This window comes from Thermacetogenium phaeum DSM 12270 (assembly GCF_000305935.1).
In the GTDB taxonomy this organism is placed as follows: Bacteria; Bacillota; DSM-12270; order Thermacetogeniales; family Thermacetogeniaceae; genus Thermacetogenium; species Thermacetogenium phaeum.
Genome location: NC_018870.1, coordinates 799389 through 814603 on the forward strand (window position 1 = coordinate 799389; position 15215 = coordinate 814603).

The window sequence follows — 15215 nt, forward strand, 5'->3', positions numbered from 1 at the left end:
AAATGTTTAATCAGAGGAAAGCAGCCAAAATTAATAGATTAAGGAGAAAACGGTAAAAATCAACAGTCTGAGAGGCGATAAAAATTGCAAGTAGAGAATATGCAAAAAAGGAAAAAGATACTACTAGTGGAAGACAGCCGCTTAACTGCCATGGTTGTAGCGGAGTTTTTGAATAAAAACGGATATGAGACGGAGACTGCCATTACAGGAGAAGAAGCGGTGCAAAAGATAAGCGGCGGCTTTCCGCCGGACCTGGTTCTCATGGATATCGAATTGGCGGGGGAAATGGACGGAATAGATGCGGCCCGCAGGATAATGAAATCCCGGGATATTCCCGTTGTATTTCTAACTGCCAACACATCCGGGAAAATTATTGATAAAATAAAAGAGGTTAAGGCTTATGGGTTCGTGCTAAAAGACACGGACAAAGCTGCATTGCTATCCACAGTGGAAATGGCTTTGAAACTTCATGAAGCAAATACCCATGCCAGAATGTTTGAGCGGCTTTTTGAAAACTCCCTGAATGAACTCTATATTTTTCATCCTAAGTCCTTAAAATTTGTTGCTGTAAACCGCGCTGCCAGAAAAAACCTGGGATATACAATCGAAGAACTGAACACCATGACACCCCTTGACCTCAAGCCCGAACTTGACCTGCAGAGTTTCAGGGAACTCCTTGTCCCTCTGGTCAGTGGGGAACAGGAGCAGGTCCTATTTAAAACAGTGCACCGCCGGAAGGACGGTTCCCTGTATCCTGTGGAAATAAATTTACAGCTTTTCGATTATGGGGGAGAAAAATTATGCATGGCACTGGTGGCTAACCTGACCGAAATAAAACAATTGGAAGAGGAAAAAAGGCGCAAAGAGGAGCTGTGTCGCCTGATGCTGCAGGGCATTCCCAGTCCGGCCTGGCTGGTATCAAGGGAGCGCCGTATTCTGGCGCAGAATAAAGCGGCGGCGTCATTATTTGGGTCAAAAGTCGGTGATTATTGCTGGGAAAGAGTCCTTGGCGGGGGAAACCTGCCGGATGAATACAGGGAGGCATTTGAAAAAAACGGCTCACCACTGCCCGGCACCAAATGCTACTTCTGCCGCGGAGACGAAGCCTTGGACAGAAATGAACCGATAAACAGCGAAGTGGAGCTGGCAGGCAACATATGGGATACATGGTGGATCCCGTTGGGAGAGGATGTCTACCTTCATTATGCTACAGATGTTACCAAACACAAGAGAATGGAAAAGGAATTGCGCTGTCTATCTGTTACTGATTGCTTGACAAACTGCTATAACCGCCGATTTTTTATGCAAAAACTGGAAGAAGAAATAGAGCGCGCCAAGCGGAACGGAAATAAGTTTTCCCTGATCATGCTGGACATAGACCGGTTTAAGAGCATCAATGACCGTTTTGGCCATAACGTCGGAGATTTAGTTCTTAAAAGCATGGCAGAAATGATTAAGAACAGGATCCGCAAAATAGATACCCTGGCCCGCTGGGGCGGGGAGGAATTTGTCCTGCTGTTGCCGGATACACCGGTGGAAAATGCGGCCCGTTTAGCGGAAGAATTGCGGGAAAGTTTAAGCCGGATGGATATACAGGGCGTGGGTCGTGTGACTGCCAGTTTCGGAGTTGCCGGTTATTGTCCGGGTGATAGTGTTGATTCATTGGTGAATAAGGCAGACAACATGATGTATGAGGCAAAGGCTGCCGGCAGGAATTGCGTGCGTTATATGAATCAATGTGAATAGCTATAGGAATTATCGACCCTGAGGTAACCCGGGGTTTACTTTTACAATGCTTAAAGGGAACAAAATTATATACACTCTCAAAATATCTTATAAAATAGTTGTCGATAGCATAAACAAAGCAAAAGCACCCCGTACATCTCTTAAAACATGTGATGTTTCGGGGTGCTATTTTTTCAGGAAATCTCCTGTCGCATTTAATGGAGCTTCAAGCCTGTAGCCTCTGCTTTTCAATATCTGAAATTTGAAATCCATTAATTCCGGTGGTACATAAAGTTCCCTTGCGGCTCTGAAAAAATTCATTTCCGTATCATTTATCAATCTAATAACCTCATCATCAGGCAAGAGGACTTCAGCGGCGAAAATGTTTGCTTCCCTTTCTGGCTTTGATGACATATCATAGCTGATAAGCTCCTGGGCCTGGGGGTTCATTATGGCCAAGTGCCTGTGGAAGCGGTCATGGCCAATTTCGTGAGCACATACTAATCGTTTGGCAGGACTGTCCAAATCATTGTTAATGCAGATATATCGGCTTCGCCTTGTGTATATGTAAATCCCTTTAAGCTTGCCGAGCGGCCTGTAGAGAACATTAATATTAAGACAATCGGCAATTTCAAAAGGGTTTCGGGTTTTATGCTTTTGGATCAACCTCTCGGCTTCTCGTAAAATAAATTCCATACTTTTCACCCCGCAGCTAATCAGTTGGTGTATTTTTGCTGCCTTTATTCTTACGGACACCATACTTTTTGGCTTTTTTCTTTGAGTCAAAGTATATTTCGGTTAATACTTCAAAAAGCGCATCTTTATCTTCATCTGATAATTCTCCGCCGGCAAATAAACATTTTGTAGTTTCAATGAATTTTTTTGCTTCGCTTTTTCCTCTCAACTTATCTTCTGCTTTTGCTTCCTCAAGAAATATTTCTTCCTTGGTCAATGCAATGCTTTCACTATCGTCTGTCAGGAAATCTGAAGATACGTTAAAGAAACCGGCGATTTTATCAATTAGTCCTGCCTCCCGTGGAAAACGCTCTCCGTTTTCATAATAGACCAAAGCCCGTCTTGTAATTCCAAGCTGCTCTGCAAAATCTTTCTGAGAAATGCCTGCCCTTTTGCGCAATAATCTAATTTTTTCGCCAAACTGCATTTGATAAGACACCTCCGGTAATATTATGGCTATATTGTTCACTAGTTATGCATTAAGAGAACAAATTTATTGACAAAAATATTGTTCACATATTATAATACAAGAGAACAAAAAATATGTCAATAATTTTGAAAAGAGGTGAAAACAGATGAGTTCTGAAAAAATGGCGTTAGCTGTGTTGAAACGAGGATTGGCTTCCATGCATATTGATGAAGAGCAGGTATATCATAAAACAAAATTGTTGCTGAAAATATACCGGGATGTGGTTTGGTGTATTGAAGACAGGGTATGCGAGATTGAAGCAGAGTATTATGCCATGGGAGGCAGTCGTCTGGCTGAAGCCTTGGATTACCTGGATGACTATGACCCCAATATCAATAAGAAAGACCTTGAAGAAAAGCTGTGCTCATTATTGAAAAGCAAGTGGCTTATTGAAATTGTGGACAAGGCATTGTTAAAAATAAAGAATTATCCTGATTATGGGGACTTGTATTTCAATATCCTTTACAAGCAGTACATTGTAAAATACAGGTATTCGGAAAAGGAAATTATTGAATCTCTCAATTGTGAGAGGACAACCTTTTATAAAAGAAAAAAGGAAGCAATAAATTTGATGGGCATTGCCATATGGGGATATGTGATACCTGCTTTAAGGGATATATGGCAAACGGAATGTGAACTAAATACGAACTGATAAAGGACAAAATACCTACATAACAAGTACTGAATATGAACTGCCAGGGTGTTACGATAATTATGATGGGTAACTGCATACTTTAAAGCCCTCGATTTCAGGCTTATACGGCCATGAATCGAGGGTTTTTTTAATGCCCTGAAACCCGTCCTAAATTGCACATAGGCAGCAAAAAAAGGGTCGCACGGAAAACCGTGCGGCCCTTTTTTGATGCCGGAAAGGGGACATCCGTGAAGCGTTTGTTTTGGTACTACATCCGGTATCCTTGATTTCCTCTGTTTTGCTAAGGCCCGCAAACAAAGCAAAACGGAGGGAAGGAAAGATGAAAGAATACAAAATAAGAGTGAAAAATGAAATTGTTACTGTAAGCAAGGAAATATATACCGCCTATTACAAGATGAGAAGACGTGAAAGGTACATAGAGGAAATCAGCATAAAGAACAATCTTTCTTATGACCAGCTAGTCGAGCTGGACTATCCTATCGAGCAGAAAATGTGTGATCCGCAACTTCTTGTTGAAGACGTTATTATTGAAAAAATCATGCTTGAGAAATTGATGCTGGCGCTTGAAGAATTGACAGATTGCGAGCGGTTAATAATTAACGAACTGTTCTTTAATGGCAAAAGCGAAAGAGAGCTTGCAGATTCAATGAAGCTCCCAAGAACAACTTTGCAGTCTCGCAAAAACAGCATTATCAGCAAACTTAAAAAAATCATTGAAAAATAAAAATTTGTTTCGTCCACCCCTTCATTTTTTCGGCTTAAAAAGTGAAGGGGTATTTTTTATCCCTTATTGCTCTTTGAAAAATTACCGGCAAAGGCTCGCTTGCGAGTCTCATAACCGGTCCCATATCCAGCGGCTCAAATACGTTAGCCGTTCAGCCGGAAACGGAAAGCGACATTGGCAAGCACGCGTAGACTGCCTGCGGATCGGTCAAGCCTATCCGTAAAAACGATAGCATCAAAGGCGACGAGCGAGAAATGCCTGGCCATAAAACAGTCTGTGGTGGACTGTATCGCGTTGACCTGAACGGCCTATAATGATACTCCCGCATAGTCGAGGTTAGGTCCCAGAGTGCGGCCCGGAGGTTCTCGGGGAGGTGGAATTCCTGTGATATCCGCTGACCGCGGATAGTTTGCGCCGCTGCCATTGGCGCTTGGGGAGCAGTGCCGAATTAAGCGCCAAAACGAAAACGAAGAACAGGCGCGACCGCCTTCTTTTGATACCAAAAACTATGCGGCAGAGCCGTCAAAGCCCTGCCGCATCCTTTTGGCATCAAACATCAATTCAAATTAACAGGAGGGATGAAAATCATGAATCAAAGCAAGAGGGCATGGCTTTACTGCCGCATCGACGCTCCAGAAGACGAGCATGGCCGCCTCAAAGGGCAGCAGAAAGAACTCGCGGACTACGCCGAGCAGATGGGGTTTGAAGTGGTCGGAGTCTCCCAGGACACCGGCAGCGGCCTGAATTTTGCCAGAAACGGCCTTACCGAGGTAATCGAGGCCGCGGCTGAAGGCAAGATGGATGTGCTGCTTATTGTAAATCTCTCCCGCCTGGGCAGGGACACCGTGAAAACAATGGATTTCATCCGGGGACTGGACCAGCTTGGAATCGGACTCTATTCCCCGCTGGAGGGTGAAATCAAGCTGACGCGGCTTGAGGAAATGTATGGTGGCCTTGCCGCCATGAGAATGGAATAAGGAGGAAGCTGGTATGAACGAATCTGCCGAAAGAATCAGCGCCAACGCCGACTATATCGGGATTCTCAATGCCTTGAACTGGCTGGTTTCCACCGGTAAGATCACCGCCGAGGACGGCAGGAAAACCGCCTCGCGTATTGCCGAACAATTGGGAGCCTCCATCTTCATTGTTTAGCGCTATTGGGTATAGCTATGGCGCCGGTTGTGTGGTAGTGTATGTTGTTGACAAGAAAGGAGGCGAAAAGCCGTGAAAACAAGCCAGAATATTGTTGGCGGAGCATTGGCGGGAGAGCTTCAACTGGAAGCTCCCAGGGTTATTGTAATCAATCCGACCGTTCAGGTCAAAAAAGACAAGCTGCGCATCGCGGCATACGCCCGTGTCAGCAGCGACTCCGACGACCAGCTGAACTCCTTCGCGGCGCAGGTGAACCATTACACCACGCTGATCCGGGAAAACGAGAATTGGGAACTCGTCGACATTTATGCCGACGAGGGCGTCACAGGACTGCGGATGGATAAGCGGGAGGATTTTCAGCGCCTTCTCCGCGACTGCCGCAAAGGGAAAATCGACCGAATCCTGACCAAATCCATCTCGCGGTTTTCCCGGAACACAAGGGAGTGCCTGGAAACCATCCGGGAACTCAAATCCCTTGGCGTGACAATTTATTTTGAAAAGGAACACATCGATACCGGAGAAATCAGCAACGAGATGCTGCTGACCTTTTTCTCCGGCAACGCCCAGCAGGAGTCCATGTCCATATCGGGAAACATGCGGTGGAGCTATCAGCACCGCATGAAAAACGGCACATTCATTACCTGCAAAGCGCCCCTCGGATACCGGCTGCAGAGCGGCACCCTGCAAATCCATGAGCAGGAAGCTGAAATCGTTCGCTATGTTTTCAACAGCTATCTGAACGGAAAAAGCAAGGACGAAATCGCAGATGAACTGACTGCGCAGGGCGTCCCCACAAGGGACGGAAAAGACAGGTGGCACTACAGTACGATAGACTATCTCCTGAAAAATGAACGGTATGCAGGCGACGCCCTGCTGCAAAAACGGTACACCACCGCCGTCCTGCCGTTCCAGAAAAAGCGCAACAAAGGCGAGAAGGACAAATACTATGTCAAATACTCGCATCCCGCAATTATCTCCCGCGATATTTTTGAAAGGGCGCAGGAGTTGAACCAAAGCAGGAATATCCCTACCATGTCGAAACGCTCGATGTATCCGCTGAGCAAAAGGATTCGATGCGGAGAGTGCGGGTCGCTTTTCAAAAGGAAAACCTGCAACGGAAAAACCTACTGGGTATGCCACAACCACAACAAAGGCAAATCTAACTGCACCGTTACCCAAATTCCGGAGCCGGAGATCTACGGAGCATTCCTCCGGCTGTACCACAAGCTGAAGCTGAACTATGACAAAATTTTATCCCCCATGTTGGATCAACTGCAGGCGCTCAAGCGACACCGAAACTTAAGCAATCTGCAAGTGGTCGAGCTGAACAGGCAGATCGCGGAACTCACTGAGCGGAATCATGTGCTGAACGGACTGAAGTCCAAAGGCATCATCGATTCCGCTCTTTTTATATCCCAAACCGACGAGCTGAGCAGAAAAATCCGCGCCTTAAAAGCAGAGAAAAACAAGCTGATGGAAAAGGATGAGGACGACAGCGCCATCACCGAAACCAGGAGCCTGATCGAAATCCTGGAGGACGGACCGGAGCGTCTGAGCGGTTTTGACGAAACGCTCTTTGACAGTATAGTGGAGCTGGTCACCGCCGAGTCCGGCGAACGGCTGAAATTCAAGCTGATAAACGGTCTGGAGCTTGCCGAACCCATAGAAAGGACGGTGCGGTAGCATGAAAAACCGATACATCCCATTCGGATACCGGCTTTCTGAAGGAGTCATCGTACCTCATGACAGGGAAGCGGAAATGGTGCGGCTGATCTTCCGGCAATACATATCCGGCGAGTCCTACAGCCGGATCGCCGCCATGCTGGAAAAAGCGGGGCAGCCCTACAGCGAAGGCTCCCGCTGGAACAAGAATATGGTGGGACGCATCCTGCAAAACCGGAAATATACCGGACAGGACGGATATCCCAAACTGGTCACGGAGGACGAGTTCAGACAGTCCGCCCTGCTCCAGCAGGCAAAATATACCCGCAAGGATATACATACGGCTCCGAAGATTACAGCCCTGAAAAGGAAAGTATTTTGCGGAGAATGCGGAAGCCCCTATGAAAGGATTCTGGACAACCGGACCGGGGAGAAATGGAAATGCAAAAATACCGGGTGCCGCCCCACGACAAAAATCACCGACACCCTGCTGACCGGGCAGATCATCTCCCTGCTGAACCTTGCCGTTGAAAATCCGCAGCGTATCGAAATCCCGGACATTGTAAGCCGATGCCATGACCTCGAAATCACAAGGCTGACCAACGAGATCAACCGGGAACTGGACAAGACGGACTGCGACGAGGAATACGCCAGAATCCTGATCATAGCCCGCGCCGCCGCCCAATACGAGAGCTGCACGGACAGTCTTCTGCCGCAAAAGGCGCGGGAAATCAAAGCGGCCTTTGAAAGTCGTAAACTCCTAACACAGTTTGATGCGGAGCTGTTCGAATGCGCCGTGGACGCGGTCGTCATCCAGCCGGACGGAACGGTCTCCCTGAAGTTAAAAAACGGACAGAGCCTTGAAAACAGGCCGGAAAGGAGAGCAATACCATGCTGATGGCACAAAGCGATTTACAACCGCAAGAAAAGCAAATTATCATCATCCCCGCCAATCCCCTCGTAGCCCAAAACAGGACCTTCCCCCGGCAGCTTCGCGCCGCCGCATACTGCAGGGTCTCCACCGACCAGGAGGAACAGCTCACCAGCTACGAGGCGCAGGTGGCTTACTATACCGACAAGATCATGAGCAACCCCGAATGGACGCTGGCAGGCATATTCGCAGACGAAGGCATCACGGGGACGTCGGTAAAAAAGCGCACCAACTTTCTGAGAATGATCCGTCTGTGCAGGAAGGGCAAGATTGATATCATACTGACCAAGTCTATCAGCCGGTTTGCGAGAAACACGGTAGACTGCCTGAACTACATCCGGGAACTCAAGGAGCTGGGGATAGCGGTCATTTTTGAAAACGAAAACATCAACACCATGAAAGCGGACACCGAAATTATTATCACCATGCTGGCAGGCTTCGCCCAGGCGCAGAGCGAGTCAATCAGCCAGAACGTCCGCTGGGGCAAACGCCAGGCCTTTAAAAGCGGAAAGGTATCCTTCCAGTATTCAAGAATCTACGGATACGAACGGGGCGAGAATGATAAGCCCAGGGTGGTCCCCGAACAGGCGGCTGTAGTGCGGCGGATATTTCAAAGCTATCTTGCCGGAAGCAGCGTGCCTGATATCAAGCGGATGCTGGAAGCGGAAGGCATCGTTGCGGCGGAAGGAAAGCCCCAATGGTCCGTCGGCGCCCTGCAGTATATGCTCCGGAACGAGAAATACTGCGGCGACGCCCTCCTGCAAAAGACCTTCGTGGAAAACTGCATCAGCAAGAAAACGAGGAAAAATAACGGCGAGCTACCCAAATACCTGGTTCAAAACCACCATGAGGCGATCATCGACCGTACGCTTTTTGAGAAAGTGCAAGCGGAAATCGCCCGCCGTGCCGGAAAGCGGAAGGTATCCGACAAGACCAGCAAAACCGGACAGTCCAAATACAGCGGAAGGTACGCCCTGACCGAGCTTCTCATCTGCGGCAACTGCGGTACTCCCTACAAGCGGGTGACCTGGTCAAAGCGGGGCAAGAAAAAGATCGTGTGGCGGTGCATCAGCCGGTTGGACTACGGCACGAAATACTGCAAAAGCTCCCCCACCGTCGATGAAGAAAGGCTTCAGGCGGCGGTGCTGAAAGCCATCAACGCCATGATGAGCAATCGGGAACGGCTCATCGGTATCCTTAAAACCAATCTGAAAATCACGCTTTCTGAAAAAAGCAGCGGCGCGACCAATCCATACGCAATCGAAAACCGCATCCGCGAGCTGCAGGACAGCATGATGGAGTTGGTGGCGGTCGCGGCAAAGGCGGGAAACGCCGAAAGCTACGAGGACAAGTTCAGAGAAATTTCGGAGGAAATCAAATCCCTGCAGAAAACACTGGAGCAATACCAGGCGGAGCAAAACGGTCCGGATGAACTCGCCAGGCAGATGGATGACATCTGCAAGGCGCTGGAAGACGCCCCCTTTGAAATAACGGAATACAGCAACAACATTGTGCGGCAGTTTATCGACACCATCAAGGTGGTGAATGAAGATAAGCTGCTCTTTATTTTTAAAGGCGGCATTACGATGGAACAACCGCTCACGATACAGGATATCCCGATGTATAGCAAATAATAAAACCATTTAGCGGAGCAAAGCAGCTCCGCTATTTCCATCGAAATAAGCTGAATATGAATGATACAAGTTTTTCTGCTTGGTTAAGTTGAGTGCTCCGGAACTATTTATGTAGAATAGATTGGATTGTCGATTACTTAGATAATAGTTTTATAGCTGTGAAGCATGTGAATTTTTAGAAGTTATTTGTCGAGTTTATTCTAATTAAAGTGAATAAGCCATTGCATTTATTCGCATCTCCGCATATAATCTCACATTTGACAGTTGAAGAAAAGAAGAAGCTTGGGAACCCTTGAAGATAGAGAGACCCAAGCTTTTGTTTTCTCATTAAAAAGTGAGTAATGTATTTATGCTTTTGTACATTTAAAAATTTTTTTCATCTGGCTTTTGCTGACAATCTGATAATCCGTACGGAAACCAAATGCTTCGTGAATATCATCTGTAAAGTCAGTTCTTGTGTAAGCAGGTATGTAACCCTCGCCCTTTACTTCCAAGAAATTCATATCTCTTAATCCATTAATGATTTCATAACATGTATATTTTCCGTTCAGCTTCTTTTCAAGGAGTCTATAGATGACTAAGGAAATGAAGCAGGTCGTAAAATGAGCTATTATTCTATCATCCCGGCTTAAGTATACCGGTCTTGCTTTAAATTCGCTTTTCATAATCCGGAAGCACTCTTCGATTTCCCATCGCCTTCTATTCACATTGATGATTGAAGAAGCATCATCTTCAAGATTCGTACACACAGCATAGAAACCGTCAAATAGCGCTTCTTTTGAAATGAGTTTGGTGTCGATGCGGTATATTTCATGTTCGGCAACCTCTCCTTCAGCAGTGCAGTGGCTTTTTTCTATGAATCTTTTGTAATCATTTGGGCCATATCTTTCTATTTTACCAGGGTTGGAATCAATTGCTTTTTGTGCCCGTTCTATCTGGGAGTTTCGTATATTTCTCTGATAATCACGATATTTAATAGAGTAGGTAACAATGAGTTTCTGTTCTAACCCGTTTTCCTTTATCCAGCGTTCTTTATGGAACACCTTGTCCCTATCTTTGTTTTCGTCTAGTTCAGCAATGTTGTAGGTTCTACCGTCATCAGCCAGAGACCAGCCCTTTGGGTCAAGGGCCCATTCCCTCAGGTGTGCTTTCAGCTTTTTGATGGACTGTGTTGTAATAAATGCCCGTTCACCTTTATTATTGAATTTCCTGTTGCTATCGGATGCCAGGCCTGCATCAGTACATACAATAAACCTGGAAAGATTAAAGTCGGATAGAATTTTTTCCTCCAGAGGCTTTAAAGTCAACTGCTCATTGGTATTCCCTTTGTTAATGACAAAAGCAAGGGGGACACCATCTCCGTCCATAAAAAGCCCCATCTGTACGATAGGGTTTGGTCTATGTTCTTTTGAAACACCATATTGTTTCAATCCCTCTTCCTGTTCGATTTCAAAGAAGTAATTCGTGCAGTCGTAATATAGCACACCTGTATTCCTCTTGGAAATTCTCAGACTATTTTTGTACAGGTAAGACTGTATCAAATCAGTCTCCTTGGCAATGACCTCAAGGGCCCTGTATATATGCTGGAGTTCAAAATCAGGTTGCTCGATAAATTTTGTGGAAAGTTGAAAGGTTGCAAGTTTTGAAGAGGGATAGATGATTCTTGCATAAAGAAGTCTTGAAAGTACCGAGTCCAGGTTGAACGTGAATTTGTATTTCAAAGATATTTCCTTGCAAAGCTTATTGAGTTTAAGTTCATGGTATATCTTTTGAAGAAAAAGATAACCGCCGTTGAAAAAGTGCTGCTCACCCTTTGCAATTACCTTGGATGGGGAGTATTTGACGATGATCTCCCGGTTTTCCTCCTTTTCTTTTTGGTTAAGCTCTTCTATATATTTTTTCGCCCATTCAATGGGATCCTGACCACCAAGTTTCTCCTTAAGTTCAGCATAAGTACCGAGCTTTTCAACCACCTTTGTAGAACGTCTTCCGTTTTCGTATATAGATTTTGTTATGTACAGGGATGCGGCATTCTTCGATCTAGATACGCATAATCTCATAGTAAAATCCCTCCCATCCCTTTTATTGTAACACATTACGCTAAATTACGCAATATTTCCATGGCTAAATTTGACTTTTTTTTATAAAAAAAGCCCTGTTTTCAAGGCTTTTAACGATTTCGATACTTATTCAACTGTCAAAGACCCGAGTTTATTCTAATTAAAGTGAATAAGCCATTGCATTTATTCGCATCTCCGCATATAATATAATTTAGATAATTATGGTAAAATGGGGTGTCTGGCATGAGTGCATACATAAGTGTGAAAGCTGCTGCTCAAAAATGGGGACTGTCAGACCGGCGTGTACAAGTATTATGTTCTGAAAACAGAATAGATGGAGCGTTTCGGCTGGGTAATGCATGGGCTATACCCGCTGATGCGAAAAAACCAGATGATAAGAGGAAAACCCGGAAGAAAGGATAAGGAGACGTTTAGATATGAGTAATCCAATTTACAAAAAAATAAATATTACCAATCTATTGCTTAATCCTAGCAATCCGCGTTTTAATCCTGTAGAACATCAATCGGAAGCAATTGATGCTATGATTCGTGACCAACAGGATAAGTTGGTCGTGTTAGCCAGACATATATCTCTTTATGGACTTAATCCCAGCGATCTTATTCTTGTGAAACCCTATAAAAAACAATGGGTAGTACGTGAGGGTAATCGGCGCGTGACAGCTTTAAAGTTAGTAAATGAGCCATCCTTAATTCCATCTGACTTTCCAAAACTAAAGAAAGAATTTCAACAATTAAGTTTGACTATTGATAAAGATCTATTGGAAAATATTTAATGTGTTGTTTTGGAGAGCGAAGACGAAATTAACGAATGGGTTCGCTTAAAGCATACAGGCCAAAATGAAGGTGCTGGCACTGTAAGCTGGGATGGTCAGCAAACAAGCCGTTTTCGTGCGATTGCCGAAGGAAAGCCAGACATGAGATTGACTTTTTTGGATGATTTACGACGCATGGAAGCTGTTCCCCAATATATAAAGGATAGATTAGGAGATATTAAGAAAACGAATTTTGACCGTCTTATAGGAGATCCTGACATTCGAAATCTTTTGGGACTTGAGATTGTTGATAATAAGCTTCAACTAATAAATGGTATTAATCCGTTTTTACTAATGGTACTTAACGATTTGGTTTATGAAGACCTTAATGTAGGGACTATATACCTGAAAAAGGATCGTATTAAATACATAGAATCATTGAAGGAGCGGCTCAAACAGGAGGATAGTGCAATTGCTGATAGACAAAACTCCGAGAATAGTGATACTATGGGGGATACCAATAACACAGGCTATCATACACCCAAACTATCAAATGGGGATTATTCTGCAAATGGTGTAACAAATGGAGAGCAGCAGTCTTCATCTACGACCAACGCAGCTTCGAACGGCTTGACCCCCTAAAATTGGACAATTAGTCTTTATTGCTAACTATTTCATAAAGTATCATTGAATTGTTTAGTCGGAAGGCGGCGGCCTTGACTGCCACCCCGCAGGTGGTAGGCCAGGAACTACCGACGGGGTGGCTCCGGGGAACATGTAGGCAAGGTGTGCACGCCCCGTCGGAAAACACATTTTACCATCTCCGGGGTCCCCGGCCGTCAAGGCTTCCCTGACGGCGCCGCCCAAAGACCTCCAGGGCCCACCAAAGAACATGTTAAACTTTTACTGGTTTTAACTCTACCTGGTTGTTTTTCAGCAGTTGATAGCATTCCAGCGGTGGTAAGTATTTAGTTGCTGAATGAATCCGGGTTTCGTTGTAAAAGCGGATAAAGTCGACAACCGTTGCATACGCTTCGGCATAGCTGGCAAACTCATGACGCGATAGGCATTCCTCCTCCAAGATAGCGTTAAATGACTCGATATGAGCGTTTAAATTGGGTGTTTTAAAGGGAATCCTTTCGTGCTCGATGCCAAGTTCCAGGCACGTCCCCTCGAAAAGGTTGCTGATAAACTGCGGCCCGTTATCGGATCTGAAGATTGGTTTTTGTTCAGCTGTGTATAATTGCCGTTTAAAAAGAGCGTTTTTAAAGGTGATTACAGCATCCTTCGCTTCACAGGACAAACCGATATGGTAAGCTACAATGCAACGGTCAAAAACGTCAATAATCGGCATAATGAAAAAGAATCTGTCTTCCCCGGCAATGTAGCCGTATTTAAGATCGGCTTCCCAGAGCTGGTTGGAAGCCGTAATGACCCGGTTCCTGGCCAGCCGGCGGGGATGTTTGCGCTTTATTTTCCGCTGCGGCCTTAAGATATCCAGTTCCTTGCAAAGCCGGTACACCTTTTTCTTGTTAATGATCAGGTGAAACTTCCGGCGCAGGCAGTGGGTTAATTTTAAGTATCCATAGGCAAACCCTTCGGCGGTAATTAATTCGCACAACCATTCTTTGACCTGTTCGTTGCTCACCACCTTGTTATCGCTGGTGAAGGTATAATGGGATTTAGGCCGGCCGCCGGCAAAGATCCTGGGTTTGGGTTGGCGCTTTAAATTAGCGTAATACGTGGAACGGCTGATCCCGATAATCCGCAAAACCAGGGAGACTTTATATCCCAAAGAGATCCATTTTTGCGCCACGGCTATTTTATCGGGAAGGGTAGGTTCGTTTTTTTAACAAATCACGAAGAATGGCGATTTCCAGGTCTTTTTCGCCCAGCAGTTTCTTTAGTTGTTCATTCTCCTTTGTTATCTTCTTGTAATCAGGAGGAATACAGGAGCCGTTTGTTCCTGGTACCTCCTTTTGCGGGTAAAATGTGCCGTATCTTTTATAGCACCTTGCCCAGCGGGCGACCAGGCTGGGTGCAATATCATGTCTTCTGGCCACGATCGAGGCATTGCCCGTTTCCAGGGTTTCTTTCACGATCTGCATTTTCATCTCTGGTGAATATTGTTTTCTGTTCAACTAAATCATACCCCCTTACTTAACTGTAACAGATTGTGGTCTAACTGTCCAATCTCGTTAGGGGGCTAAATAGCGAATAAAGATAATAATCAGAAGAAGGCGTCTAGTTATCATGTAAACAGAAAGACCCTTGTGCCTTCTCACCATAAACTAACCATTACACATGCAAGGATATTAAAGATTTTTAATGAGCTGAAATCTCTTGTTATTGATGATTATCCTAATGCCGTGGCTGTTCTTTTTAGAGTGTTTATAGAATTGAGTGTAGATTGTTTCATCACAAGAAAAGGCCTTGCTGATTCTAAATTGAGTGTGGATAGTAAGTTATCTCACAAAATAGATGCAGTTGCGTCTTATTTCGAAATTAACAAAATTATGACTAAGCACGAACTCAGAGCCATAAGGCAGATGACTGCAAGTGAAAATCAGACTCACTCTGTAAGAACTTTTCACTCATATGTACATAACAAAGACGTAACTCCGTCTTCAACAGATTTAAAATCCGCATGGGATGACATATGGCCATTTATTGAACAGATATGGAGGTGACTTAT

The 15215-nt window shown here is 45.1% G+C and carries 16 protein-coding genes; 11 read left to right on the plus strand and 5 right to left on the minus strand.

Annotated elements, in window-relative coordinates:
- The first annotated feature begins 84 nt into the window (after positions 1-84).
- Positions 85-1746 (plus strand): GGDEF domain-containing response regulator, encoded by a 1662-nt coding sequence (locus tag TPH_RS03915; RefSeq protein WP_015049894.1) that lies wholly within the window; start codon positions 85-87, stop codon positions 1744-1746.
- A 165-nt stretch (positions 1747-1911) separates the two neighbouring features.
- Here TPH_RS03915 and TPH_RS03920 read toward each other — a convergent pair whose 3' ends face one another.
- Both TPH_RS03920 and TPH_RS03925 read right to left on the minus strand, forming a co-directional pair.
- Positions 1912-2421: an ImmA/IrrE family metallo-endopeptidase gene (locus TPH_RS03920; RefSeq protein WP_028991090.1), complete on the minus strand. Its 510-nt coding sequence runs from the start codon at positions 2419-2421 to the stop codon at positions 1912-1914.
- A gap of 16 nt (positions 2422-2437) precedes the next feature.
- On the minus strand, positions 2438-2887 hold the full coding sequence (locus tag TPH_RS03925) for a helix-turn-helix domain-containing protein (protein WP_015049896.1): 450 nt from the start codon (positions 2885-2887) through the stop codon (positions 2438-2440).
- 148 nt (positions 2888-3035) lie between these two features.
- On the opposite strand from TPH_RS03925, the gene TPH_RS03930 reads away from it, so the two are divergent.
- The 7 genes from TPH_RS03930 (at position 3036) to TPH_RS03955 (ending at position 9687) form a co-directional block, all read left to right on the plus strand.
- Complete coding sequence (locus tag TPH_RS03930) at positions 3036-3581, plus strand: hypothetical protein (RefSeq protein WP_015049897.1); 546 nt, start codon at positions 3036-3038, stop codon at positions 3579-3581.
- A 322-nt stretch (positions 3582-3903) separates the two neighbouring features.
- A complete protein-coding gene (locus TPH_RS03935) occupies positions 3904-4308 on the plus strand; it encodes an RNA polymerase sigma factor (RefSeq protein WP_015049898.1) in 405 nt (134 codons plus the stop codon).
- A 587-nt stretch (positions 4309-4895) separates the two neighbouring features.
- Positions 4896-5285, plus strand: coding sequence for a recombinase family protein (locus TPH_RS03940; protein WP_015049899.1), 390 nt, complete (start codon positions 4896-4898; stop codon positions 5283-5285).
- Between the two features lie 13 nt (positions 5286-5298).
- The gene (locus TPH_RS15540) at positions 5299-5460 is read left to right on the plus strand and encodes a hypothetical protein (RefSeq protein ID WP_015049900.1); all 162 of its coding nucleotides are present in this window, start codon (positions 5299-5301) and stop codon (positions 5458-5460) included.
- 72 nt (positions 5461-5532) lie between these two features.
- Positions 5533-7143, plus strand: coding sequence for a recombinase family protein (locus tag TPH_RS03945; protein WP_015049901.1), 1611 nt, complete (start codon positions 5533-5535; stop codon positions 7141-7143).
- Between the two features lies 1 nt (position 7144).
- On the plus strand, positions 7145-8020 hold the full coding sequence (locus TPH_RS03950; RefSeq protein WP_015049902.1) for a recombinase family protein: 876 nt from the start codon (positions 7145-7147) through the stop codon (positions 8018-8020).
- Positions 8014-9687, plus strand: coding sequence for a recombinase family protein (locus TPH_RS03955; RefSeq protein WP_015049903.1), 1674 nt, complete (start codon positions 8014-8016; stop codon positions 9685-9687). The genes TPH_RS03950 and TPH_RS03955 overlap by 7 nt, the downstream gene beginning before the upstream one ends.
- 347 nt (positions 9688-10034) lie before the next feature.
- Here the strand turns inward: TPH_RS03955 and TPH_RS03960 are convergent, their stop codons facing one another.
- Positions 10035-11747 (minus strand): IS1634 family transposase, encoded by a 1713-nt coding sequence (locus TPH_RS03960; protein ID WP_015049904.1) that lies wholly within the window; start codon positions 11745-11747, stop codon positions 10035-10037.
- Positions 11748-12184: 437 nt separating this feature from the next.
- On the opposite strand from TPH_RS03960, the gene TPH_RS03965 reads away from it, so the two are divergent.
- On the plus strand, positions 12185-12541 hold the full coding sequence (locus tag TPH_RS03965) for a hypothetical protein (RefSeq protein ID WP_028991087.1): 357 nt from the start codon (positions 12185-12187) through the stop codon (positions 12539-12541).
- Positions 12542-12550: 9 nt separating this feature from the next.
- Entirely contained in the window at positions 12551-13162 is a 612-nt protein-coding gene (locus tag TPH_RS03970) for a hypothetical protein (RefSeq protein WP_148275834.1), read from the plus strand.
- 253 nt (positions 13163-13415) lie between these two features.
- On the opposite strand, the gene TPH_RS03975 is transcribed toward TPH_RS03970, so the two are convergent.
- Positions 13416-14315, minus strand: coding sequence for an IS3 family transposase (locus TPH_RS03975; RefSeq protein ID WP_015049905.1), 900 nt, complete (start codon positions 14313-14315; stop codon positions 13416-13418).
- A 28-nt stretch (positions 14316-14343) separates the two neighbouring features.
- Positions 14344-14661 carry a transposase gene (locus tag TPH_RS03980; protein WP_015049906.1) on the minus strand — a complete coding sequence of 106 codons (318 nt, stop codon included), beginning with the start codon at positions 14659-14661 and terminating at the stop codon, positions 14344-14346.
- 132 nt (positions 14662-14793) lie between these two features.
- Between TPH_RS03980 and TPH_RS15080 the strand changes: the two genes are divergently transcribed.
- Entirely contained in the window at positions 14794-15210 is a 417-nt protein-coding gene (locus TPH_RS15080) for a hypothetical protein (RefSeq protein WP_148275835.1), read from the plus strand.
- The last annotated feature ends 5 nt before the right edge of the window (positions 15211-15215 follow it).